This window comes from Massilia sp. TS11, assembly GCF_022012445.1.
In the GTDB taxonomy this organism is placed as follows: domain Bacteria; phylum Pseudomonadota; class Gammaproteobacteria; order Burkholderiales; family Burkholderiaceae_D; genus Telluria.
In genome coordinates, this window is record NZ_JAKLTS010000003.1 from 296,689 (window position 1) to 319,882 (window position 23,194).

At 66.1% G+C, this 23,194-nt stretch carries 19 protein-coding genes and 2 riboswitches; of the genes, 7 read left to right on the plus strand and 12 right to left on the minus strand.

Going from position 1 to position 23,194, the window contains the following annotated elements; genetic code table 11:
* The first annotated feature begins 15 nt into the window (after positions 1-15).
* Positions 16-681, plus strand: coding sequence for a response regulator transcription factor (locus tag LZ005_RS06810; RefSeq protein WP_237805991.1), 666 nt, complete (start codon positions 16-18; stop codon positions 679-681).
* Entirely contained in the window at positions 678-2,027 is a 1,350-nt protein-coding gene (locus LZ005_RS06815) for a sensor histidine kinase (protein ID WP_237805993.1), read from the plus strand. The genes LZ005_RS06810 and LZ005_RS06815 overlap by 4 nt, the downstream gene beginning before the upstream one ends.
* Positions 2,028-2,030: 3 nt before the next feature.
* On the opposite strand, the gene LZ005_RS06820 is transcribed toward LZ005_RS06815, so the two are convergent.
* From LZ005_RS06820 to LZ005_RS06845, 6 genes are read right to left on the minus strand one after another with little or no spacing between them, the layout of a single operon-like run.
* Positions 2,031-6,695: a PilC/PilY family type IV pilus protein gene (locus LZ005_RS06820; protein WP_237805994.1), complete on the minus strand. Its 4,665-nt coding sequence runs from the start codon at positions 6,693-6,695 to the stop codon at positions 2,031-2,033.
* Positions 6,696-6,709: 14 nt separating this feature from the next.
* The gene (locus LZ005_RS06825; protein WP_237805996.1) at positions 6,710-7,273 is read right to left on the minus strand and encodes a hypothetical protein; all 564 of its coding nucleotides are present in this window, start codon (positions 7,271-7,273) and stop codon (positions 6,710-6,712) included.
* Positions 7,270-8,331, minus strand: coding sequence for a PilW family protein (locus LZ005_RS06830; RefSeq protein ID WP_237805998.1), 1,062 nt, complete (start codon positions 8,329-8,331; stop codon positions 7,270-7,272). The genes LZ005_RS06825 and LZ005_RS06830 overlap by 4 nt, the downstream gene beginning before the upstream one ends.
* Positions 8,332-8,340: 9 nt before the next feature.
* Positions 8,341-8,922, minus strand: coding sequence for a prepilin-type N-terminal cleavage/methylation domain-containing protein (locus tag LZ005_RS06835; protein ID WP_237806000.1), 582 nt, complete (start codon positions 8,920-8,922; stop codon positions 8,341-8,343).
* Positions 8,923-8,925: 3 nt separating this feature from the next.
* The gene (locus LZ005_RS06840; RefSeq protein ID WP_237806002.1) at positions 8,926-9,390 is read right to left on the minus strand and encodes a GspH/FimT family pseudopilin; all 465 of its coding nucleotides are present in this window, start codon (positions 9,388-9,390) and stop codon (positions 8,926-8,928) included.
* 3 nt (positions 9,391-9,393) lie between these two features.
* Positions 9,394-9,780, minus strand: coding sequence for a type IV pilin protein (locus tag LZ005_RS06845; RefSeq protein ID WP_237806004.1), 387 nt, complete (start codon positions 9,778-9,780; stop codon positions 9,394-9,396).
* A gap of 161 nt (positions 9,781-9,941) precedes the next feature.
* Between LZ005_RS06845 and LZ005_RS06850 the strand changes: the two genes are divergently transcribed.
* Entirely contained in the window at positions 9,942-11,582 is a 1,641-nt protein-coding gene (locus tag LZ005_RS06850; RefSeq protein WP_237806006.1) for a peptide chain release factor 3, read from the plus strand.
* A 61-nt stretch (positions 11,583-11,643) separates the two neighbouring features.
* Here the strand turns inward: LZ005_RS06850 and LZ005_RS06855 are convergent, their stop codons facing one another.
* Both LZ005_RS06855 and LZ005_RS06860 read right to left on the minus strand, forming a co-directional pair.
* The gene (locus LZ005_RS06855) at positions 11,644-12,024 is read right to left on the minus strand and encodes a cupin domain-containing protein (RefSeq protein ID WP_237806008.1); all 381 of its coding nucleotides are present in this window, start codon (positions 12,022-12,024) and stop codon (positions 11,644-11,646) included.
* A 12-nt stretch (positions 12,025-12,036) separates the two neighbouring features.
* Complete coding sequence (locus LZ005_RS06860) at positions 12,037-12,369, minus strand: hypothetical protein (protein WP_237806010.1); 333 nt, start codon at positions 12,367-12,369, stop codon at positions 12,037-12,039.
* A gap of 96 nt (positions 12,370-12,465) precedes the next feature.
* On the opposite strand from LZ005_RS06860, the gene LZ005_RS06865 reads away from it, so the two are divergent.
* On the plus strand, positions 12,466-12,909 hold the full coding sequence (locus LZ005_RS06865) for a cache domain-containing protein (RefSeq protein WP_237806012.1): 444 nt from the start codon (positions 12,466-12,468) through the stop codon (positions 12,907-12,909).
* A 3-nt stretch (positions 12,910-12,912) separates the two neighbouring features.
* Positions 12,913-14,541 carry a methyl-accepting chemotaxis protein gene (locus LZ005_RS06870; RefSeq protein WP_237806013.1) on the plus strand — a complete coding sequence of 543 codons (1,629 nt, stop codon included), beginning with the start codon at positions 12,913-12,915 and terminating at the stop codon, positions 14,539-14,541.
* Positions 14,542-14,946: 405 nt separating this feature from the next.
* On the opposite strand, the gene gcvP is transcribed toward LZ005_RS06870, so the two are convergent.
* The 3 genes from gcvP to gcvT all read right to left on the minus strand — a co-directional run bounded on the left by gcvP (position 14,947) and on the right by gcvT (position 19,436).
* Positions 14,947-17,841, minus strand: a complete 2,895-nt coding sequence (gene gcvP, locus LZ005_RS06875) for an aminomethyl-transferring glycine dehydrogenase (protein WP_237806015.1) — start codon at positions 17,839-17,841, stop codon at positions 14,947-14,949.
* 64 nt (positions 17,842-17,905) lie between these two features.
* Entirely contained in the window at positions 17,906-18,283 is a 378-nt protein-coding gene (gene gcvH, locus LZ005_RS06880) for a glycine cleavage system protein GcvH (protein WP_237806017.1), read from the minus strand.
* Between the two features lie 31 nt (positions 18,284-18,314).
* A complete protein-coding gene (gene gcvT, locus LZ005_RS06885; RefSeq protein WP_237806019.1) occupies positions 18,315-19,436 on the minus strand; it encodes a glycine cleavage system aminomethyltransferase GcvT in 1,122 nt (373 codons plus the stop codon).
* Positions 19,437-19,505: 69 nt separating this feature from the next.
* Positions 19,506-19,609, minus strand: a riboswitch (glycine riboswitch).
* 17 nt (positions 19,610-19,626) lie between these two features.
* Positions 19,627-19,710: riboswitch (glycine riboswitch) on the minus strand.
* Between the two features lie 125 nt (positions 19,711-19,835).
* On the opposite strand from gcvT, the gene LZ005_RS06890 reads away from it, so the two are divergent.
* Positions 19,836-20,393, plus strand: coding sequence for an ATP-dependent Clp protease proteolytic subunit (locus LZ005_RS06890; protein ID WP_237806021.1), 558 nt, complete (start codon positions 19,836-19,838; stop codon positions 20,391-20,393).
* A gap of 29 nt (positions 20,394-20,422) precedes the next feature.
* On the opposite strand, the gene LZ005_RS06895 is transcribed toward LZ005_RS06890, so the two are convergent.
* Positions 20,423-20,662 (minus strand): hypothetical protein, encoded by a 240-nt coding sequence (locus LZ005_RS06895; RefSeq protein WP_237806023.1) that lies wholly within the window; start codon positions 20,660-20,662, stop codon positions 20,423-20,425.
* Between the two features lie 243 nt (positions 20,663-20,905).
* Between LZ005_RS06895 and LZ005_RS06900 the strand changes: the two genes are divergently transcribed.
* Entirely contained in the window at positions 20,906-23,164 is a 2,259-nt protein-coding gene (locus tag LZ005_RS06900) for a DUF1631 family protein (protein ID WP_237806025.1), read from the plus strand.
* Positions 23,165-23,194 lie beyond the last annotated feature (30 nt).

Here is a 23,194-nt window from a genome sequence, read left to right on the forward strand (position 1 = left end):
CTGATAATGCCGCCCATGCATGTACTTCTTGTCGAAGACGACGCCGTGCTGGCCGATGGCCTGAGCCGTGTGCTCAGCGGCCACGGCATGCAGGTCGAGGTCGTCAACAATGGCCTGCTCGCGGATCAGGCGCTGCTGCGCAGCGAGGTGGCGGTGGTGGTGCTCGATATCGGCCTGCCCGGCATCGACGGCTATGAAATCATGCGCCGCCTGCGCGCGCGCGGCAGCACTGTGCCGGTGCTGTTTCTGACCGCGCGCGACGCCGTCGAGGACCGCGTGCGCGGCTTCGATCTGGGCGCCGACGACTATCTGATCAAACCCTTCGCCACGCCCGAACTGGTGGCCCGCATCAAGGCGCTGGCGCGGCGCGCGGCGCCCCAGCCGACCGTCCTGAGTCTGGGCGCCCTGGTGCTCGACGCGAACGCGCACCGCGTGCGCGTGGGCGAGCGCGCCATCGAGCTGTCGGTGCGCGAATGGGCCGTGCTCGAATACCTGATGCAGCATCCGGGCCGCGTGGTGTCCAAGCAGCAGATCATCGACGCCATCCTGCCCTGGGGCGAGGAAGTCACGCCGAATGCGGTGGAAGTGTATGTCTCGCGCCTGCGCCTGAAGATCGCCGATGCCGGCGTCGCGCTGCGTACGATCCGCGGCTTCGGCTACATGCTGGAAGCCGGATCGTGAGCAGTCTGCGCGGCCGCCTGTTCGCCTGGCTGATCGCGCCGCTGCTGCTGGTGAATCTGGCTGGCGCCGTGCTGGCCTACACGCTGGCCTGGCTGCCGGCGCAATCGGCCATCGACCATGGCCTTGGCAGTCTGGCCGGCGCGCTGGCGCGCCGCGTGCAGCTGCAGGATGGCCAGCTGGTGCTGGCCCTGCCGCCGGCCGCGCGCGACATCCTCGAGGCCGACCCGCAGGAGACCCTGATCTTCCATGTGCAGACCGGTGACGGCCGCTGGCTCGGCGGCGAGCGCGCGCTGGCCTGGCAGGGCGGCGGTACGCGCGATCTGCAGTGGCAGGGCGAGTCGCTGCGGCTGGTGGAACGCAGCCTGCGCGTCCAAGGCAAGGAGCTGCGCATCGCTGTCGCCAGCACGGTGCGCCAGCGCGCGCAGTGGCGCGCATCAATCGTACGCGCGCTGCTGCCGCTGGAACTGCTGTTCACGGTGGCGGCGGTGCTGATCATCGGCGTCTCGCTGCGCATCGGCCTGCGCCCGCTGGCACGCGTGCGCAGCGCCCTGCATGAGCGCGAGGCGGGCGACTTCACCCCGCTCGATCTGCCCGACCTGCCGCGCGAACTGGCGCCCGTGGTCCAGGCTTTCAATGAACTGCTGGAGAAGGCAGCCGGTGCGCGCGCCGACCAGCATGCCTTTTTGGCGAACATGGCGCACCAGCTGCGCACGCCGCTGGCCGGCATTCAGCTGCAGCTCGAAGTGCTGCGGGCGCGCCATGCCGACGATGCGGAGAGCGCGCGGGCGCTGGCCCTGATCCAGACGGCGAGCGAACGCATGATCCGTCAGGCCCGACAGCTGCTGGCCCTGGCGCGGGCGGAGCCGGACCGCTTTGACGCCAGCCAGCTACGGCCGCTCGATCTGGCCAGCCTGTTGGCCGATACGGTGCAGCTGGCCGTGGAGGAGGCAGGGCGCAAACAGATCGACATTGGTTTTCATCTGGCCAAAGCGCCGCTGCTCGGAGAAGCCTTCCTGCTGCGCGATCTGGCCGACAACCTGATCGACAATGCGATCCGCTACACGCCGCCCGGCGGCCACGTGACGGTAGTCTGCGGCGCCAATGCCGAAGGCACCTGGCTGCGGGTCGAGGACAATGGCCCTGGTATTCCTGCGGCCATGCGCCAGGCAGTGTTCAGCCGCCACGTGCGGCTGGACGACAAGAGCAGCGGCACGGGCCTGGGCCTGGCGATTGTGCGCGACATCGCACGCGCCCATGCGGCCAGCGTCAGCATCGAATCCGGAGCGGGCGGCGGCGGCAGCTCGGTGCGCGTATTCTTCCCGCCGCTGCTGCCGAACGCCGCCTGAACCTCAGTCGCCCGAAGTAGTCGTGTAGGTGCGGCGCCGTTTCGAAGTAATGCTCGGGCGTACCTTTTGTGGCGCGATCGCCACCGAGGCCCCGCCATCACGCTGAATCGCCCCGATCACCACCGAAATCGCCTTGCCATTGACCGGTACACCGGTCGCCAGCACCGGCGAAGGCGGCAGGCCGCCGCCGACGAAGGTGGACGAGCGCGTGCCGCCGCAGGTGCCGGCCGTCTGGATGCCGCCCGAGCCATTGAACAGATTGACCCAGTAGCCGCGTGCTTCGCCCAGGGCCGTGCTGCAGGTGCCGGCTGCCGCCGCCACCGGGCGGTTGGTCGAGAAGGTGACCATGCCGGCGGCGATCAGGGCGCTGGTCACGGTCTGTTCGCCGGGGCCGTTTTCATTCAGGTTCATGAACCAGCCGCTCAGGCCCGAGGACGGCGTCACAGCCGTGGTGGCGCAGCCGCCATCGGTGCTGTAATTGCTCATCGTGTCCATGTCCTTGGCCGGTGTGGCCGCGCCTGCGGTCAGGTCGTCCTTGTAGACGTAGAAGCGGTTGGTCACGCTCGAATACGGATAGTTGGACGCGAGCGGATGCTCGCGGTCGCCGCTGCCGATGGCGATGTAAGCCTTGGTGCCGACGGCCAGCACGGCCGGGGCAAACAGGAATTTGCGTCCGCCGCCATTGGTGTAGGCCACGCGGCGTGCGGTCCAGGCGGCCGAGGCCAGCGGCGTGAAGCCGCCGTTGACGAAGTCGACCCGGTAGATATTCCCGCCGGTGTCGGCGGCGTAGGCGAAGTCCGGGTAGCCGTCGTTGTCGGCGTCGACCAGGGCCACGTCGGCCGCCACCGCGCGCGAGGTGGTGAAAGATTGGATCAGCGCGCCCGTATCGGCATTGACGATGTAGATGCGGTTGCCCTTGGTGCTGCTGCAGCTTGGGCTGGCGGTGTCGCCGTCCTCGCAGCTGTCGTAGCCGCCGCCGAAGATGACCACCGGCGTGGTGGTCGAGAAGCCTTTGATGAAGGCCACGTTCGGGGTCGACCAGGTCTGGCCGATATTCGTGAAGCCGCCCGTGCAGCCGCTGTCGTCGGACAGGTTGGGGCAGCCGATCTTCCACTTGTAGGACGGGTTGGCCGGATCGGTCACGTCGAGCGCATACACGGTGCGGCCGCCGCGCCGCATCGAGGGGAAGATCCAGACCTTGGAGTCGTCTGCATTCTGGAAGACGCCCGTGGTCCCGTCGAAGAAGTAGTCCTTGCCGGTCGGTGTCGGTGAGATGCCGGCGGCCAGATTCGGATAGCTGATCAAGGGGCTGTTGTCCGACAGGCGCTGCAGGCGCGAGAAGAACTCGGGCGCCACGAAGGCCCAGCGCTCGACCCCGGTGTTGGCATCGACGGCGCGCAGGGTGCCGTCATTGGCGCCGTAGAAAACCGTGACGCCGGTGCTGCCGCCGTAGTTGACGGGCAGGGGGCGCGAGTGGATCACATCGCCGTGGATCGAGGGACGGGTATTGGTGCTGGCGCCCGTGGTCAGCTCGTTGTTCACGTCCTCGCCGCGGATGAAGCGCACCAGGCTATCGGACAGGCCGCTGCTGCCGGTGTCGAAGTTCACCAGCGAGGTGCCGGACTGGGTCAGCACGCGCCGGTTCACCGCAAAGCCGGAGGCGCTGGCGGCGGGCACATTCCCACGCCGCAGAATCTCGGCGACCGCGCCTTTTTCCACCAGCGGGCCATCGGGCGCATCGGAGTAGGCGTTGTAAGTGGTGGTGGCGCAGGTGCCGGCCGGGTCGGGATTGATGCCCAGGCCATTCCAGTAGCTGCCGCTGTCGCTGGTCCAGTAGGACGTGGCGCAGGGCGTGATGAAGCCGGTGACGGTGTTGATGGCCGCCTGGCCATCGACGTCGCCAAGGTCGCCGTTGGCGCCGATCAGCTGATAGCGCTTGAGATTGCCGAACCAGCGCGGCTTGGCGCTCGGGTCGGGGCGGAACATGCCGATGAAGACCTGGTTCTCGTTCTGCGAGCGGTTGGTCGCGTTGACCGGCAGCGAGGTCGAGGCGAAGGCCGTGTTCACCGCCTGGATCTCGACGAAGATCTGTTTGAGCGCGTCGATGATGGCCTGCTCGTTCTTGGCGGCGAAGTACTTGCCGCCGCCGACCTTGGCCATGCTCATCAGCAGCGAAGTGAAGGTCGCATTCGGCTGCTTGTTGTAGACGTCGATCGTATAGGTGGTCACGCTCGGGCGGATCGTGCTGCCCGCCATCGGAATGCCTTTGTCGTGCATGAAGCGCACCCACTCGTCGGCGTTGTAGGTGGCCGTATCCGTGGTGCTGGTGCCGTTCGGCGTGTCGACCAGGGTGATGTTCGTGCCCTGCACCGTGTACAGGCTGGTGCCGCCCGGGCAGCGTGCCAGCGTGCTCGAGGTCGGCGTGTTGTTGTAGGTGCAGCTGATATTGGTGCCGGTGCAGCTGCTGGCGTAGTCGCTGGTGCTGGCCGGCGGTGCGGCATAGCACTGGTCGGTGTAGCCGAGTACATTCACCGTTGTGTAGGCGGGCGTGGTGGTGGTCGTCACGCTGCTGGGCACGGCGGTCTGGGTGATCGTGAATTTGGCCACGCCGGTGGTCACCGTGGTGGTCGGCGTCGCCGTCAGGCTGACGTTGTACTTGCTGGTGATGGTGGTGGTCTTCACCCCGGTCTGGGTGATCGTGTACTTGTAGGTGATCGGTGTGGCCGTCTGGATCACGTTGTACTTGGTGCTGTTCGGCACGGCCGTCTGGGTCACCACGATGTGCTCGATGTTGGAGCCCGTGCCCGCGCAGCCGGCCGTGCTGCCGTCGGCGCCGCTGTAGGAGCAGGTATAGCCGCTCGGGCAGCTCAGGCCCGCGTTGTCGCCCGAGTTGACCCAGTAGGTGGTGCCGGTGCCGCCACTGACGGCGCGGTAGCAAAGGCTGGTGGTGGCCGTGCTCACCTGATTGGGCGTCACCGCGCTGCCGAGGCTGTAGGTGCAGGTGTTGTTGGCCGGGCAGCTGAGGCTGCCGTGATCGCTGTTCACATTGACGCTGGCGGCCGAGCTGTAGCTGTTGGTCGTGATGCCGGTGGTGGTGACCGGCGTGCCGGTCGAGGGCGCGCCCGTGGCGGCACCGACCGTATAGCTGCACACCGTGCTGACCGTGGTGGTGTTGCCGCCGCTGGTGCTGACGGTCGTGGCCGGGCAGCTCAGGCTGCCGTGGTCGGCATTCGGGTCGACGGCCGCGGCCGAGCTGTAGTAGTTGGTGGTGGTGCCGGTGTAGGGACCATAGCTGGCCGTGCTGGTGCCGGTGGCCGTCGCGCCCACGGCCGAGCCAACCGTGTAGTTGCAGGCATAGGTGGTGCTGGTGGTGACGCCGCCGCTGGTGCTGCTGGTGTTCGACGGGCAGCTCAGGCTGCCATGGTCGAGGTTGGCGTTCACCGAAGCTGCCGAGATGTAGTAGGACGTGGTCTGGCTGCTGGTGGTGACCGGCGCGCCGGTGGTGCTCGACACTGTGCTGCTGCTGGTGCCGGCCACGATGCCGCCCACGCTGTAGCTGCAGGTATAGGACGTGGTGGTGCTGCTGTTGCCGCTGGTGCTCGTGCTCGCGGACGGGCAACTGAGCCCGCCCGTATCGGTGCTGGTGTCGACCGCGCCGGCCGAGGCGTAGTAGCCGCTGCTGGGTGCCGAGCTCACCACGCTGGTGCCGGTGACCGGTGCACCGACCGTAGTCGTGGGCGGCGTGTAGACCGACTGCTTGACCGTGTAGCTAAGCTGCCCGGCCGGGCAGGCGATCGGCGCGCTGTTGCTGGTGGCGCCGCCGATGCTGCAGCCTTCGGTGTAGGACGAGCAGGTGGCCGCATAGTTGCTCAGCTCAGCCGACGCCGCCGTGGCGTTCGCATAGCAGGCCGAGGTGACGCCCAGTTGCGTCGATACCGTGGTGTTGGCCGTCGTCAGGCCCGGCAGGCCGATCTGCGAAGTCACGCCGCCCAGGCCCGCCAGCAGGGCCGTATTGGCCGCCGTATCGGCGCGCGGGCCGCTGCTGTTCGGATTGCCGATGAAGATCATGAAGGTCTTGCCGCACAGATTATCGGCCGTCAGCGGCGTGCTGAACGTGCTGTAGCGGCTCGTATAGCCATCGCCATCGGCCGTGCTGGATGGCACGGCAGCGGGTGAATAGCTATTGGCCCCGGAAAAATAGTTGTACACGTCATAGAGCAGATTTCCGTAGGACGTGTTCGAATTGCGCTTCTCGATCGGGTCGTTGATGTTGTTGTAGATCTGGCTCAGCTGGCCGGTGAAGGCCGTCTTGTTGGCGTCCGTCATCGGCTTGACGGCATAGCGGATGAAGCCGCCATCGTCATTGGCGCTGCCGCCGGTCACAAACTCCATCAGGCCCAGGTTGACCGAGCTGCTCAGGCTCGACAGCACGCTGGCGATCGCGCGCGCTTCCGACTGGCCCTGCTGCAGGCCGCCCGGCCACTGCTGGCTTTGGCGCGCCCAGTTCGAGGTGTTGTCCAGCACGATCAGAATGCGCGGATTGCCGGCCGTGCCGGCCGAGGCGCCGGTGAAGATGTCGATGTCTTCGGCGGCCGCCCGCATCGGCCGCCCGACCAGGCCCATGGCCAGGCTCAGGGCCAGGAATTTGACGGGGAGGGTGCGTTTCATGACGGCGGCTCCGCTTACGGGCAATTGGTGGTGATGTCGTCCTTGGCCACGCGGACCGAGACGCCCTGCACGACTTCGACGCGCGCTTCAGTGATGTTGTCGACGGCGACCGCATGCACTTCCCAGGTGCTGTCGGCGCACAGCGAGTCGCCGGTCATGCTGCCGGCCACCCCAAAGGTCTGGCCGCCGCTGACGAGGCAGCCCGCATCTTCGGCATTGGTGACGTCCAGCGCCGTGTTCTTGATCGACTGCACCTTCACGCAGCTCGGCGGCGGCGTCAGGCTGACGGTGACGTCGGCAATCCCGTCGCCGTTGGTATCGACGCAGCGCGTATTGGCCACGCTATTGCAGGGATTGGCCAGCGCATCGCTCGGATTGGTGAAGAAGCGCGTGTTGGAGATGGTTTCTTCCAGCACCTCGCGCGCGGCCGAGATGCCGGCTTCGCGCACCTGCATATTGTTCACAATTTGCAGGTTGGACTTACCAAGGTTAAAGCTGGTCAGCGCGAGCAGGGTCACGAGGACCAGCATAATCAGGGCCATCACCAGGGTGATGCCGCGCTCTTGACGGCGGATCATGGGGCTTTCCTTCCGGCGGGGTTGGGCAGGCCGATCAGGGCCTGGAAGACGTGGCGTTTGTAATGGTCGCCAGCGGCGGGAATCGTGTTGTCGCTGCCATCGGCCAGTTTGCCCAGCACATAGCTACGGCCATCGATGTACTCGGGCGATTGTTCGAGATTGCGCGCCAGTACGTGCATGCGCACGGCCACCACATTGCGCCAGTTGGTGTTGCTGCAACTGTCCGTGGTGCAGCCGCCATAGCTGGCCGGATTCGGCGTGAAGGTGTCGGCGGCGCCGTCGTTATTGGTGTCGAGCCCGTATTCGAACTGTAGGTTCTCCACGCCCTCGACCAGGGCCACGGTGCTGAACACGATGCTGCTGCCGCTCACGCCCAGTTCCGCGCGCTTGAGCGTGGGAATGCCGTCGCTGCCATTGCTGTTGTTGGCGATGAAGTAGATATTGGTTTGGTAGCGGTGGATCGGCGCCAGGCTGCCGCTGCCGGCCGTGCTGGCGCAGTCGCGCTCGTGACGGTCGAGGCCGGCGGTGCTGAGGTCCAGCCGGTAGTGTTCGCTGGTGGAGCCGGAGCCGAGCTCGCTGCTGTTATTGCACAGCGAAGCCTGGAAGAAGGGGCCGCCGGCCGAAGCCGGGTCGCAGCTGCCCACGCCAACCACACAGCCGCGCGCACGCCGCACGACCAGGATGTCGGTGCCGGCCTTCACATCGCTGAGACAGCTCGGCAGATTGCTGACGGTGGCGTCAAAGCCCTGCACATGCAGGGGCATCGAGGTGACAAGGTCGGCCACCGCCGTCGCGCAGACGTCCTGGGCCGTGGTCGGGGTCGGCAGTTCGGTCGGGTCGAACTCGCCCAGATAGCCGGCATTGCGCAGGTCCGTGCTGATCAGCTCGATGGAGAAGCGGCCGTTTTCGATCTGGCGGTTGGCCTTTTCGATCTCGCTCTGGGCTTTGTTGTTGTTGACAAAGAGGGTGATCATGCCGGCCAGGATCATGATGCCGATGGCGGCCGCCACCATCAGTTCGACCAGGGAGAAACCGGCTTGGCGTGAGACGGGACGCATGCTGACTCCTCAGTGGCAGCTGGGCAGGCCGATGGCCACGCGGGTGGCGATGGCGCGCCGGTAGGTGTCGGCCCCGTACAGGCCCTGGCCGCAGGACAGCGCGGGCGCGACCGTCTCGTGCTGGCCCTGCCAGGCGATGGTGATGCGGTAGATGCCCTGGCGGCACACGCCATCGCTGGGGTCGGGCGCCTGCAGCTCCTCGATGCAGCCGCGCGGATTCGCCATCGTGCCCAGCTTGGCGCTGTTTTTCACTTCGGCCGCGCCTTTCAGCGCACGGCTCCATTCGCACAGGTCGCGCGCGGCGCTGCCATCGGCATAGGCCGAGCAGTCGTCAGGCAGACCGTCGCCGGTGCCGTACACGGTGCTGCTCACATAGTCGCCGGCATTGGCGCTATGGCCCTCGATGCGCTGCTGCATGTCCTGCAGCAGCACCACGGCCTGGGCGCGCTGGAAAGATTCGATGGTGCCGACCTGGGCCTTGCTCTGGAAGGCGGCAATGCCGATCAAGCCGAAGGCCAGGATGACCATGGTGACCAGCACTTCGATGAGGCTGGTGCCGCGGACGGGACGGGACAGGGCAAGGGGCTTCATGGCTCAGCAGGCGGTGTTCAGTTCGTAGGCGCGGCCGGACAGATCGACCTTGACGCAGCGGCGCTTGTCGGTGCCAGCGGCGGCGATATCGAATTGGGCGGTGCCCGAGCCCTGGATGCGGCCGCTCGGGTTGAACACCACCGCGGTCGGGCCGCTGATCGTGACGTTCGGCACGGCGCCGTGGCTGTCGAGCAGCACGGCCGTATTGGCCGGGTTCGGTATCGTCCAGCCGCTGACCCAGCTGCCGCTCGCGGCCGGGCTCAAGCTAACCGGGGCATTGCGCTTGATAGCTTCGCTGCGGGCCTTGACCAGGGCCGTGTGCAGGTCGCTGGCGGTCGAGCGCACGTTCTGGCCGGCCGTCAGCGCCCGGATCGAGGGCGTGGCGATACTGGCCAGGATGGCGACGATCGCCACCACCGAGAGCATCTCGATCAGGGTGAAGCCACACTGGCGCAGGGGCGTTTGCATGGCTTACCAGTTGGCGGCCGGGGTCTTGGTCCCGGCCTGGTCGATGCTGAGGGCGCCATCATTGGCCTGGCGCGAACCGCTGACCGGCGTGGCCGTGATGGTGAAAGTCGGCGGTGGCCCATCGGACGTGGTGATCGACACCGTGTAGTTCTCGCCCAGCTTGGGCGGGGCTGTCACATGCAGGGTGGCCAGGGTGCTGGTGTAGGCGCGCGCGTCCATCAGATACTGCTGCTCGGCCTGGGCCAGGTCGATCAGATAGGCCTGGGCGGCGCGGCGGTTGTTCTTGACCAGATACTGGTTGTAGGCGGGAATGGCAATCGCCGCCAGAATGCCGACAATGGCGACGGTGACGAGAATTTCGACCAGGGTAAAGCCAGCGCTGCGCCGCATGTTTTTCTCCAGGAATGATATTTCTTGTAGGTAATAGCATTCTAGGAGGCCAGGCTGTCAATTCCCTGAAGAAACCCTGACAGTTTGCTGACAGGCGCCCGGCATTGAGGGCGGGCGAGGGCATGCGTTAAAATAGAGGGTTTTCACGTCCCAGCCCGACCATGTCCACCGAAACCGAAGACCTGACCCCCGAACCGAGCGCCAAGCCGGCCGCCGTCATTGCGCGCGAAGTGGCGCGCCGCCGTACCTTCGGCATCATTTCTCACCCGGACGCCGGTAAGACCACGCTGACCGAGAAGCTGCTGCTGTTCTCGGGCGCGATCCAGATGGCCGGGACGGTGAAGGCGCGCAAGAGCGCACGCCACGCGACTTCGGACTGGATGGAGATCGAAAAGCAGCGCGGCATTTCCGTGGCCTCGTCGGTGATGCAGTTCGAGTTCCGCGAGCACGTGATCAACCTGCTCGACACCCCGGGCCACCAAGACTTTTCGGAAGACACCTACCGCGTGCTGACGGCCGTCGATTCGGCCCTGATGGTGATCGACGCGGCCAAGGGCGTGGAGGCGCAGACGATCAAGCTGCTCGACGTCTGCCGCATGCGCAATACCCCGATCGTCACCTTCATGAACAAGCTCGACCGCGAAACCCGCGATCCGCTCGAGCTGCTCGATGAAGTGGAGTCGGTGCTGAAGATCCAGTGCGCGCCGGTGACCTGGCCGATTGGCATGGGCAAGAACTTCCGCGGCGTGTACCACCTGCTGCGCGACGAAGTCATGCTGTTCACGCCGGGCGAAGAACGCGCCGACCAGGAATTCGAAGTCATCAAGGGTATCGACAATCCGCGTCTGCAGGAAATGTTCCCGATGGAGATGGACCAGCTGCGCATGGAGGTCGAACTCGTGCATGGCGCCTCGCATCCCTTCGATCTCGAGGCCTTCCTGGCGGGCGTGCAGACGCCGGTTTTCTTTGGCTCCGCGATCAACAACTTCGGTGTGCGCGAGATTCTGTCGGCCCTGGTCGACTGGGCGCCGGCGCCGAAAGGGCGCGACGCCAGCGTGCGCGCGGTGGAGCCGACCGAGCCCAAGTTCAGCGGCTTCGTTTTCAAGATTCAAGCCAATATGGACCCGGCCCACCGCGACCGCATCGCCTTCCTGCGCGTGTGCTCGGGCCGCTTCGAGCGCGGCATGAAGATCACGCACCTGCGCCTGGGGCGCGAGGTGAAGATTTCCTCGGTGGTCACCTTCATGGCCTCGAGCCGCGAGCAGGTCGAAGAAGCCTACGCGGGCGACATCATCGGCCTGCCCAATCACGGCAATATGCAGATCGGCGACAGCTTCTCCGAAGGCGAGATGCTGACCTTCACCGGCATTCCCTTCTTCGCGCCCGAGCTGTTCCGCGTGGTGCGCATCCGCAATCCGCTGAAGATCAAGCAGCTGCACAAAGGCCTGCAGCAACTGGGCGAGGAGGGGGCCGTGCAGGTCTTCAAGCCGCTGCTCGGTTCCGACCTGATTCTGGGCGCCGTCGGCGTGCTGCAGTTCGAAGTGGTGGCCAGCCGCCTGATGAACGAATACGGCGTCGACGCCGTGTTCGAAACGGCGAGCGTCAGCTGCACGCGCTGGGTGTCGAGCGAGGACAAGAAATCGCTGGCCGATTTCGAAGCCAACCAGCCGCACAATCTGGCCCACGACGCCGCCGGCAACCTGGCCTACCTGGCGCCGAGCCAGGTCAACCTGCGCCTGACCGAAGAGCGCTGGCCGAAGCTGCAATTCCACGCCACGCGCGAGCACGCCGCCAAGCTCTGAAGCAATTCGGGGTCTGACCCCATTTTTCCCCGCAGATAAATCGGGGTCAGACCCCATTTTTCTAGGGGGCAGGACTGGCCAGGGGTTTGCCTTTGTCGACGATGTAGTTGCCGATCAGCTTGGCCATCTGGCTGCCCGGGTTGCGGGCCGCGTGGACTGTGCCGGCGGGGATGATGAAGGCTTCGCCGGCCTTGACGCGGCGCGGCGCTTCGCCGTCGATCAGGACCTCGACTTCGCCTTCCAAGACATAACTGATCTCGTCGCCCGGGTGGGTGTGGCGTCCGGCCACGGCGCCGGGGTCGATCTCGACCCGCGCCACCATGGCCTCGCGCCCGGGGACGGATACATCATGGGTGAGGATGGCGGCGCGGCGCAGGCCGCTGGTCTGGGCCAGCGCGGCGGCGCTGCACAACAGGAGTACGAGGCTGAGCTTGCTTCGCATGGCGGTCTCCGTTCAAGGGGATGGACGTCCGGTGTAGAGCGCGTCGATGATGCTCCCGACCCAGCACAATAGCAAGACGGGGCCGGCAAAGCTGAGTACGGCGGGCGGCGGCGGCTGGCTGTCGAGATAGGCCGCGATCGCGCCCAGTTCGGGCGCCAGCTTGCCGGCCAGGATCAGGTTGCTGATCTGCTCCGCCCGGCTGAGGACGTTGTCGGCCAGCGCCACCAGCGACACCAGACTCGGCAGCGAAAACGCGATCCCGCGCATCCAGTCGCGCAGATAGAACTGTCCGACACCGGGAAACACCAGTCCGCTCAGCAGAGCCGCCTTGCTCGCTCGATTCATCGTTCACTTCTTTCTCTTGATACCGCGCAAAAGTGCGCGCCACGCACAGCGTAGATTAGGTCCCTGCACTTAGGCAACCTTTCCTTGGAGCATAAGATGGGCAAATTCGCGTGGGGGCTGTGCCTGCTGTGTCTGGCGGGCCTGGTCCAGGCAGGGGAACCGAGCGCCAAGGATGCCATTGCGATGGCTGAGCGCGGCGCGCAATTCGTCAAGCAGCACGGCAAAGACGCGATGATCGAGAAGATCAAGGCGCGCGATCCGGAATTCAATCAGGGCGCGCTGTACCTGGCCATGCGCGATCTGCAGGGCATCACCGTGGCCCACCCGACGGCGGCCTTCGTCGGCAAGAACCTGCTCGAGGTGCCGGACGCCGACGGCAAGCTGTTCCGCAAGGAGATGCTGGCCGTCGCCCGCGAGAAGGGCAAGGGCTGGGTCGATTACAAGTACAAGAATCCGGACTCGGGCAAGGTCGAGGCCAAGTCCACCTACGTGCTGCGGGTTGGCGACGTCGCCCTCGAAGCCGGCATCTACAAGCGCTGAACCATGCTGGCCCGCCTGCGTATCGGTCCCAAACTGCTGCTGGCGCCCGGCGTGGTGCTGCTGCTTCTGCTGGTGCTGTCGGCCGCCGCGTATGTGGCCATGGTGCGCCAGAACGCCTCGCTCAACACCATCGTGCAGGAGCGCGCGGCGAATATCCGCATGGCCGCGGACCTGGAGATCACCAGTAACCGCGCCCACGCCGACATCTATCAGCTGCTCACCCAGATCAACGCCTCGTTTGCGGCGGCGCGCATCGAGGCGCAGGTAAAGACCCTGCGCGCGCGCCACGCCCATATCAGCGAGCTGCTTGGCCAGCTCGATGCGACCACGCTACAGGATGCAGTCGAACATGCGTTGGTGGTGCAGTCGGGCGAGGGCTTCAAGGAGTATCTGAAGGCCGTCAACGATGTGATCGAACTGGCCCAGGTCGACCAGTCGATGGGTACGAATGCGATGATCAAGGCCGAGAAGGCCTACGAGGGCATGGCCCAGCGCCTGCAGGCCCTGGCCGCGTCGGAGCGCGTGATGTCGGAACGGGCGGTGGAATCGGCGCGTGCCGACTTTGGCCGCGTGCGCACCTTCATGCCACTGCTGGTGCTGCTGTCGATTGCGCTGTCGCTGGGGATTTCGATGGCGGTGCGGCGCGCGCTGCTGCGCCAGGTGCGCGATATCGGCGAGGCGGCCGGTGAACTCGCCAAGGGTAATCTGACGGTGCGCCCGCGCAGCTATGGCGAAGACGAAATCGCCCAGACGGCGCGCGCGCTCGACACCAGCATCCGCAATCTGAACCGCACGCTGCGCGGCATTCTGGCCTCGGCCCAGTCGATCGACACGGCCTCGCGCGAGATCGCGATGGGCAATGCCGACCTGGCCAACCGCACCGAGTCGCAGGCCAGCAGCTTGCAGCAGACGGCGGCCTCAATGGAGGAACTGACCGAGACGGTGAGCCAGACCGCCAACAACGCGCAGGCGGCCAACCAGCTGGCGATCAAGGCTTCGCATCACGCGGAGCGCGGCGGGCAGGTGGTCGATCATCTGATGCTGACCATGGAGTCGATCCGCGGCAGCTCGCGGCGGGTGGTGGATATCGTCGGCGTCATCGACGGTATCGCGAATCAGACCAATATCCTGGCCCTGAATGCGGCGGTGGAGGCGGCGCGCGCCGGCGAGCACGGGCGCGGTTTTGCAGTCGTGGCGAGCGAGGTGCGTACACTGGCGCAGCGCAGCGCGATGGCGGCCAAGGAGATCAAGGAGCTGATCGCGGCGGCGGTGGCGGAGATCGATGGCGGCAGCGCCTCGGCCGTACGGGCCGGCACCAGCATGGCCGACATCGTGCAGTCGGTGCAGCAGGTCGGTGACCTGATCGCGCAGATCTCGCAGGCCAGCGCGGAGCAGGCGCAGGGCATCACCGAGATCAATCAGGCGGTGGTGACGATGGACGGCATGACGCAGCAAAATTCGGCGCTGGTGGAAGAAGCGGCCGCCGCAGCCGAGAGCCTGCATGACCAGGCCGTGAGCCTGTCGGAGGCGGTCAGCGCCTTCCAGCTGGAGGAGGGCGCGCCGGAGCGTGTGCCGCAGCGTGAGGGCGCGCCGCTGCGCCCGCATCTGTGGCTGGCTTCGACGCGGCCGTGAGTGGTGCGCGCGCGGGTCTGAAGACCCGCCCTACAGGCGGTTGGACGTGCCGCCGATCTCTGCATGACGCGTAGGGCGGGTCTTCAGACCCGCGCACCAAAAGTTGGACGTGCCGCCGATCTCCGCATGAGGCGTAGGGCGGGTCTTCAGACCCGCGCACCAAAAGTTGGACGTACCCCCGATCCCTGCACGGGGCGTAGGGCGGATCTTCAGAGCCGCGCACCAAAAGTTGAACCTGCCACCGATCCCCGCATGAGGCGTAGGGCGGGTCTTCAGACCCGCGCACCAAAAGTTGAACGTGCCACCGATCTCCGCATGACGCGTAGGGCGGGTCTTCAGACCCGCGCACCAAGGACACAAAAAAAGGCGGCCCGCAGGCCGCCTTTTTCACACCTCACGCATGGCTTACTCGTAATCGCTGATCGGCGCGCAGCCGCAGAACAGGTTACGGTCGCCGTAGACGTTGTCGGCGCGGCCGACCGGCGGCCAGTACTTCTGCTTGCGCAGCGAAGGCACCGGATAGGCCGCTTCTTCACGCGAGTACTTGTGGGCCCAGGTATCGGCCGTCAGCACCTCGGCGGTGTGCGGCGCGCCCTTGAGCGGGTTGTCCATCTTATCGAATTCGCCGCGTTCGACCTTGGCGATTTCGGCGCGGATGGTGATCATCGCGTCGATGAAGCGATCCAGCTCGGCCTTCGATTCCGACTCGGTCGGCTCGATCATCAGCGTACCCGGCACCGGGAAGCTCATGGTCGGTGCGTGGAAGCCGAAGTCCATCAGGCGCTTGGCGACGTCTTCGTTGCTGATGCCGGTGGCATCGGTCAGCGGACGCAGGTCCAGAATGCACTCGTGCGCCACCAGGCCGTCGTGGCCCGTGTACAGCACCGGATAGTGCGGCGCCAGGCGGCGCGCCACGTAGTTGGCAGCCAGGATGGCCGTCTCGGTGGCGGCCTTCAGGCCGTCGGCGCCCATCATCGCGATGTACATCCACGAGATCGGCAGAATCGAGGCCGAGCCATAGGCCGCGGCCGAAATGGTGCCGATGCCCTGTTCGCCGCGCACATAGCCGGTCGAGCGCTGGTTCGGCAGGAACGGAGCGAGGTGGGCGCCCACGCCGATCGGGCCGACACCCGGACCGCCGCCGCCGTGCGGGATGCAGAAGGTCTTGTGCAGGTTCAGGTGCGAGACGTCGCCGCCGAACCGGCCCGGTGCGGCCACGCCGACCAGTGCATTCATGTTGGCGCCGTCGATGTAGACCTGGCCGCCGTGCGCGTGGATGATCTCGCACAGCTGCTGGATGCCTTCTTCGAACACGCCGTGGGTGGACGGATAGGTGATCATCACGCAGGCCAGATTGGCGCTGTGCTGTTCGGCCTTGGCCTTGAGGTCGGCCAGATCGACATTACCGTTTTCGTCGCAGGCGGTGACCACCACCTGCATGCCGGCCATGGCAGCCGATGCCGGATTGGTGCCGTGCGCCGAGGACGGGATCAGGCAGATATTGCGGTGGCCTTCGCCGCGCGAAGCGTGGTAGGCCTGGATCGTCAAGAGGCCAGCGTACTCGCCCTGCGAACCGGCGTTCGGCTGCAGCGACACGGCCGCATAGCCGGTGGCCGCGCTCAGCATGGCTTCCAGCTGGGTGATCATCTCGCGGTAGCCGACGGTCTGATTATCCGGCACCAGCGGGTGGATATTCGAGAACTCGGGCCAGGTCACCGGAATCATCTCGCTGGTGGCGTTGAGCTTCATCGTGCACGAGCCGAGCGGGATCATGGTGCGGTCCAGCGCCAGGTCCTTGTCGGCCAGCGAACGCAGATAGCGCAGCATCTCGTGTTCGGCGTGGTAGCGGTTGAAGGTCGGGTGGCTCAGGTAGGCCGAGGTGCGCGCCAGGCTGTCCGGGAAGGCGTGCGAAACGGTCGCCTCGATCGCGTCCAGGTCGGGCATCGGCTGGCTCGACACGCCATGGGCGAACACGCGGTACAGGGTGGCGATGTCCTCGCGCGTGGTGGTCTCGTCGAGCGAGACGCCGACGTGCTGGTCGTCGATGCGGCGCAGGTTGATGCCATGTTCGACGGCGGTGGCGTGCAGTTCCTTGGCGCGCGCGGTCTGGATGGTCAGCGTGTCGAACCAGGTGCTGTTGGTCAGCGTGTAGCCGAGCTGGCCGAGCAGGGTGGCCAGCACGCCGGTCAGGCGGTGCACGCGCTGGCCGATGCGGGCCAGGCCTTGCGGGCCGTGATAGACCGCGTACATCGAGGCCATCACGCCGAGCAGCACCTGCGCCGTGCAGATGTTGGAGGTGGCTTTTTCGCGGCGGATGTGCTGTTCGCGCGTCTGCAGGGCCAGGCGGTAGGCCTGGTTGCCCTGGGCGTCGACGGTCACGCCGACCAGGCGGCCCGGCATCGAACGCTTGAAGGCGTCGCGCGTGGCCAGGTAGCCGGCGTGCGGGCCGCCGAAACCGAGCGGCACGCCGAAGCGCTGGCTGTTACCGACGACGACGTCGGCGCCCCATTCGCCCGGCGGGGTCAGCATGGTCAGGGCCAGCAGGTCGGCGGCCACGATCACCATCGCGCCGGCGGCATGCAGCTTCTCGGCGGCGGCCTTGTAGTCACGCACATCGCCGTTCACGCCCGGGTACTGCAGCAGCACGCCGAAGCAGGCTTCGTTCAGATCGGCCAGGGCGGCGGCGCTGAAGGTCTTCACTTCCACGCCGATCGGCTTGGCGCGCGTCTGCACCACTTCCAGGGTTTGCGGCAGCACGTCGTCGGCCACGTAGAACACCTTGGAGGCCGACTTGCCGACGCGCTGGATCAGGGTCATGGCTTCGGCGGCGGCCGTGCCTTCATCGAGCATGGAGGCGTTGGCGATGTCCATGCCGGTCATGTCGGTGACCATCTGCTGGAAGTTCAGGATGGCTTCCAGGCGGCCCTGCGAAATCTCGGGCTGGTAGGGCGTGTAGGCGGTGTACCAGGCCGGGTTTTCGAAGATGTTACGCAGGATGACGCCCGGGGTGTGGGTGCCGTAGTAGCCCTGGCCGATGAAGGACTTCAGGACCTTGTTCTTGCCGGCGATGGCTTTGAGCTGGGCCAGGGCGGCCTGCTCGGTCTGGGACTCGGTGAAGGCGCCCAGGTCGATGCGGTCATGGCGGCGGATGCCGGCCGGGACGATGGCGTCGATCAGGGCCTGGCGCGAGGGATAGCCGAGGGTTTGCAGCATGGCGGCTTGTTCGGCGTCCGAGGGGCCGATGTGGCGCGAGATGAAATCGTCGCGCGCTTCGAGAGCGGTAAGGCTGGTGCGGGTCATGGTGGGTGCAGATGGCAATGCGGCCGGGGAGGTCCCGGCCGCGTGGTTCAATGGAATGCGGTGCTTAGCCCGTGGTCTTGCCGTAGGCGTCGGCGTCGAGCAGGCCGTTGACGGCGCTGGCGTCGGCCGGCTTCACCTTGAACAGCCAGGCCTCGTAGGCGCCGGCGTTGATCGATTCCGGCGCGGCGGTGACGGCCTCGTTGACGCCGACGATCTCGCCGGCCACCGGGCAGTAGATGTCCGAAGCGGCCTTCACCGATTCGACCACGGCGCAGTCGTCGCCGGCGCCGAAGCTCTTGCCGACAGCCGGCAGCTCGACGTACACGATGTCGCCCAGGGCGTCTTGCGCGTACTCGGTGATGCCCACGGTCAGGGTGCCGTCGGCTTCGACACGGACCCACTCATGGGACTCGGTGTATTTCAGGTCGGCGGGGATATTCATGTTCTTGGCTCCAGGTTGATGGTGATTCGGTTCAGGCGACGAGAATTTTACCGTTGCGGACGAAGGGCAGCTTGACCACGGTGGCGGCCAGGCGCTTGTCGCGGATTTCGACGTGGACGGTGTCGCCCACATTCACGCCCATCGGCACGCGCGCCAGGGCGATCGCCTGCTGCATGGTCGGGCTGAAAGTGCCGCTGGTGATTTCGCCGGTGGCTTCGGTGCCGGCCACGACGACCTTCTGGTGGGCGCGCAGGATGCCGCCTTTTTCACGCAGGATCAGGCCAACGAACTGGGCGTTCTGGCCCTGCGCCTGCAGGGCGGCCTTGCCGACGAAGTCGCGCTCGGAGACCAGGTCGATGGTCCAGGCCAGACCGGCGTCGAGCGGATTCACGCTTTCGTCCATGTCCTGGCCATACAGATTCATGCCGGCTTCCAGGCGCAGCGTATCGCGCGCGCCCAGGCCGGCCGGTTTGACGCCGGCGGCGGCCAGCGCATTCCACAGTGCGGCGGCCTGGCTGGCCGGGAAGGCGATTTCGAAACCGTCTTCGCCCGTGTAGCCGGTGCGCGCCACCATCACTTCGCCGAACGCGGTGTCCTTGACGATCACGGCGTTAAACGGCTTCATCTCCTTGGACGCGGCTTCGGTGGTCGGCAGCACCTGCCACACTTTGGCGCGCGCATGCGGACCCTGGACCGCGATCAGGGCCATCGCGTCGGCGCCGTCGCGGCGCTGGGTGATCGTCAGACCGGCGCCGGTGGCGGCGTTCTGGGCCTGCATCCAGGCGATGTCTTTTTCGGCGGTGCCGGCGTTGACCACCAGGCGGAACCAGGTCTCGCTGAAGAAGTAGACGATCAGATCGTCGATCACGCCGCCTTCGGGCTTGAGCATGCACGAGTACAGGGCCTTGCCCGGGACGACCAGCTTGTCGACGTTATTGGCCAGCAGGCCGCGCAGGAAGGCGCGCACATTCGCGCCCTCGAGGTCGACCACGCACATATGGGAAACGTCGAACATGCCGACATCGGTGCGCACGGCATGGTGTTCTTCGATCTGGGAGCCGTAGTTGACCGGCATGTCCCAGCCGCCGAAATCGACCATCTTGGCGCCGGCGGCGCGGTGGACTGCATTGAGCGGAGTCGCTTTGAGCGTCATGGAATCCTCAGGCAAGGTTTATCGGGTAGCACGCGTACGAGGGAAAGCCACAGCTTCGCCGCGTCGGATCGCGCCCCCTCTGTCCTTGGTACCTGAGAGATAGCGGAAGGTAATCCGCCTGCCCCTTCGGTGGGCCGTTGGCTGAGCCACGGCCGCTCTCCAGAGTTAGCCAGTCGCGCGCTGCGCTGCTGACCCCTGACCGGTCCTTTTGCCTGAGAGTTTTTGGGTGATGCCCCTTCGGCGACACAGTCGTGTCCTCTCCCGATCAAGACTTGGGAGGATATGTCAGAGGAGGGCGAAAGTCAATGTGACGCCCTGCAATATTTGCCAACACGTAATGAACGCGGCGGCCGCGCCGGCCCCGCTAGAATCGGCCTTCGGAAGCGAGGAGGGCGCCAGATGAACGAGGCCGAAGACGGGCACAAGCATGCCTATTACACGCTGTCGGGCGACGTCAACAGCGACATGGTGCAGCGCGTGTTCGAGGCGGTGGCCGCCATGACGCGCGAGCAGATCGACTGCGCCCACATCCTGCTGCAGTCGAACGGCGGCTATGTCAGCGATGGCCTGTGCCTGTACAACTATCTGAGCAACCTGCCGATTGAGTTCCACATGTACAACGGCGGCGCCGTCGCCTCGATCGCCGTCACCGTCTTCCTGGCCGGGCGGCACCGTTTTGCCAGCGAGACCGCGCGCTTCATGGTGCACAAGTCGCATGCCACGGCCACCCATGCGTCGCGTCCCGAAACGCTGCGCATCATTGTCGAGGGGCTGCGTGCCGATGACGCCCGCACCGAGCGCATTTTGCGGCGACATCTGCAACTGAGCGACGAGCATTGGGCCGTGCACGAACATGCCGACCTGCACCTGGCGGCTGAGGAGGCGCGCCAGGTGCAGCTGATTGAAGACGTGGCCGACTTTTGCCCACCCAAGGACATGGTGCTGACCAACATCTGATGACAGGCGGGCCGCAGCCCGCCCCGTGCTTAGCGGTTGGTGGAGCCGCCGCCCTGCTGTTTGGACGAACCGCTGCCGCCCGAGCTGCCGCCCGAGCCGCCACCGGATTGGCGGCTGCTGCCGCTTTCCTTCTGGTCCGTTTTGTGCTGGCCGCCGCTTTGGCCGGAACCGCCGGACTTGCTGCCGCCGCTACCGGATTGCTGATTGCTGGCCTGCTCGGCCTGGCGATTGGATTTGTCCATTTCCTGGTCCTGCTGTTGCTTGCTCATGGTGAACCTCCGCTTGGTATTGCACAGACCGGCAAGGATGAACTTGTCGGTCACGCAATGATGGCTGGGGTAGGGCGGGGCGCGTATCGGAGCCGGACCTGCGCGGACGTAGGAAATTTGCTCGCAAAGTTGAAATATTTTTAATGAGAATCAAAAAAAGACATTGTCCTTTGGTCTAAGTGCTATTGCCATGTGGAAATTTTGTGCCAGAATATCTGTATCCAATTGTATTTAGCCCCGTCCATGGCTCAGCCATCCGCCACTGCCGACGCACCGCCCGCCCTGTTTGACAGCCTCGCCGCCATCGTGGCCGAGCACGTCAAACGCGGCATGAGCGACGTCGCCCAGCGCATGGCCGCCCAGCTACTCGACATGAGTGGTGGCGCGCTCGATCCCGACACGGTGCGCGTGCGCGTGCAGGCCGGGCGCCAGTTGCAGGCCAACGGCTTCGCCTTCTTCCACCTGTGCGCGACGGGCATCGAACTGGCCGTGAAAAAGGAGTGCGAACCGCTCCTGCCCGGCGCCACCTTGCGCCGTCCGCGCAGCGCTGCCGAGCTGAGCCTCGTCAGCTACGAGGAGATGGATAGCAAGTTCCAGTATGACGCCATCGCGCGCCCCTTCAGCCAGCGCTACGGCGATGCGCTGGCCACGATGCAGGTGCGCCTGGCGTTTGCCCTGCAGCGCGGCATCCTGCAGGCGGACCAGAATCCTTTCCGGCCCGAGGTCATTCTGCGCGCGATTCACAATGCCTGGTGCGAGTTCCAGACCGAGGCGGCCGCCCAGGCACTGCTGCAGCCGTTGCTGCGGCCCGAGGTGTTGTTCGACTTCGCCCCGCTGTACGAGGCGCTGAACGAAGAGCTGCGCAAGCGCGGCGCCAGTGCGCGCGCCAGCCAGTCGATCCGCAAGACCGATTGCAGCGCCAGCGAGAAGGCCGCGCGGGCCGCCGGGAAATCAGCCGCCGCCAAGCAGCTGCGCGCCTTGTTCGGCGGCGATGAACATTCGCTCGTCAGCGCCGAATTCGATCCGCCCAGCGGCACCTGGCACACCGCCGGGGCGGCGCCGCTGTCGGCCCAGCGTATGGCGACGGCCAATGCGCCCGCGGCGGCGGTCGTCGGCCCCAGCGCGCGCGAATGGAGTCAGGGCAGTGCCGAAGCCTACCGCAGCGCGATCACGAACGAGATTGTGCAGCGTCCGCGCGCGCCCCTGCTGCAACTGCTGAATAGCCCGGTCATTGCGCCCCAGGGCGTGGTGCCGCCGGCCGGCTATCTGAGCGAGCTGAAGCAGGCCGCGCCCTCCGGCAGCCTGTCGCGCGGCGACGAGGCCACGCTCGACCTGTTGGCCAAGGTGTTCGACAAGGTCTTCGTCGATCCCCAGATTCCGGCCGAGGTGCGCGAGCTGCTGCAATTCCTCCAGGTGCCCGTGTTGAAAGCGGCGCTGCTGGACAAAGACTTCTTCTTCCAGGATGCGCATCCGGCGCGCCGTCTGGTCGAGCTGATGTCGCGCCTCGGTTGGGAGCAGCGCCGCAGCGCGGATGACCCGGTGTTCCTGGCCATGCAGCGCAGCGTCGACCGCGTCGGGCGCGATTTTCAGGACGAAATGGCGGTCTTCTCCGAGGCCGTGGCCGAACTCGAACAGTCGGTGGCCCAGGCCGAGCAGAGCGCCAGCGCCGAGATGGCCGCACCGATCGCCGATGCGCTGCAGACCGAAAAGCGCGAGGAAGCCAAGCGCCAGGCCAGCGATGTGGTGGCCGTGCGCGTCGGCGGCGGTGAACTGAGCCCGATGGTCGAAGACTTCTTGCAGGACAAATGGATCGACGTGCTGGCCCTGGCTTACACGCTTGAGGACGACAAGCCGGGCGCCGTCAAGCACGCGACCGCGACGATGGACAATCTGATCTGGAGCGTGAAACCCAAGCTCACTCAGCAGCAGCGCAAGACCCTGATCGGCCTGTTGCCGACTCTGCTGGCTTCGCTGAATAAATGGCTCGACCTGATCGGCTGGCGCGACGAGAAGCGCCTGCAGTTCTTCAGCCAGCTGGCCGAAATCCACGCCTCGATCGTGCGCGCCCCGGTGGAACTGGCGCCGGAAAAGCAACTGGCCCTGGCGGCCGAGGCCGCCAAGCAGGACGCACTCAAGGTGCAGGAAATGGAACAGCGGCGCCAGGAACGGGCCGCCACCCGAGAAGCCGAAGCCGCCGCTCGCTTCGACGGTGATGCCCATGCCGAGGTGATTGCGATGTCCGAACGGGGCCAGTGGTTCGCCTTCCAGCACGAGGATGGCGAGCGCAAGGTCAAGCTGGCCTGGGTGAGCCCGCGGCGCAGCCTGTTCATCTTCTCGAACGGGGCGCGCCAGCCTTCGTTCACAATGAATGACAAGGAACTCGGGCAGGCCCTGCGCGAGGGCCGCGCCCGCCTGATCGGCAAGGAAAGCCTGGTCGCGGCCGTCATCGAAGACAGCCTGGGCGCCGCCAGCAATGACGCGAGTCTGCACGCATCGGCCTGAGTTTCTTGCAAACCTGGAAAGCTATCCAAT

Coding starts and splice junctions, on each gene's coding strand:
- LZ005_RS06870 (WP_237806013.1), top strand. CDS start 12,913: ATGCTGGCCCGCCTGCGTATCGGTCCCAAACTGCTGCTGGCGCCCGGC.
- LZ005_RS06900 (WP_237806025.1), top strand. CDS start 20,906: ATGGCTCAGCCATCCGCCACTGCCGACGCACCGCCCGCCCTGTTTGAC.
- LZ005_RS06865 (WP_237806012.1), top strand. CDS start 12,466: ATGGGCAAATTCGCGTGGGGGCTGTGCCTGCTGTGTCTGGCGGGCCTG.
- LZ005_RS06850 (WP_237806006.1), top strand. CDS start 9,942: ATGTCCACCGAAACCGAAGACCTGACCCCCGAACCGAGCGCCAAGCCG.
- LZ005_RS06810 (WP_237805991.1), top strand. CDS start 16: ATGCATGTACTTCTTGTCGAAGACGACGCCGTGCTGGCCGATGGCCTG.
- LZ005_RS06895 (WP_237806023.1), bottom strand. CDS start 20,662: ATGAGCAAGCAACAGCAGGACCAGGAAATGGACAAATCCAATCGCCAG.
- LZ005_RS06820 (WP_237805994.1), bottom strand. CDS start 6,695: ATGAAACGCACCCTCCCCGTCAAATTCCTGGCCCTGAGCCTGGCCATG.
- gcvT (WP_237806019.1), bottom strand. CDS start 19,436: ATGACGCTCAAAGCGACTCCGCTCAATGCAGTCCACCGCGCCGCCGGC.
- LZ005_RS06855 (WP_237806008.1), bottom strand. CDS start 12,024: ATGCGAAGCAAGCTCAGCCTCGTACTCCTGTTGTGCAGCGCCGCCGCG.
- gcvH (WP_237806017.1), bottom strand. CDS start 18,283: ATGAATATCCCCGCCGACCTGAAATACACCGAGTCCCATGAGTGGGTC.
- gcvP (WP_237806015.1), bottom strand. CDS start 17,841: ATGACCCGCACCAGCCTTACCGCTCTCGAAGCGCGCGACGATTTCATC.
- LZ005_RS06830 (WP_237805998.1), bottom strand. CDS start 8,331: ATGCGTCCCGTCTCACGCCAAGCCGGTTTCTCCCTGGTCGAACTGATG.
- LZ005_RS06840 (WP_237806002.1), bottom strand. CDS start 9,390: ATGCAAACGCCCCTGCGCCAGTGTGGCTTCACCCTGATCGAGATGCTC.
- LZ005_RS06890 (WP_237806021.1), top strand. CDS start 19,836: ATGAACGAGGCCGAAGACGGGCACAAGCATGCCTATTACACGCTGTCG.
- LZ005_RS06845 (WP_237806004.1), bottom strand. CDS start 9,780: ATGCGGCGCAGCGCTGGCTTTACCCTGGTCGAAATTCTCGTCACCGTC.
- LZ005_RS06860 (WP_237806010.1), bottom strand. CDS start 12,369: ATGAATCGAGCGAGCAAGGCGGCTCTGCTGAGCGGACTGGTGTTTCCC.
- LZ005_RS06835 (WP_237806000.1), bottom strand. CDS start 8,922: ATGAAGCCCCTTGCCCTGTCCCGTCCCGTCCGCGGCACCAGCCTCATC.
- LZ005_RS06825 (WP_237805996.1), bottom strand. CDS start 7,273: ATGATCCGCCGTCAAGAGCGCGGCATCACCCTGGTGATGGCCCTGATT.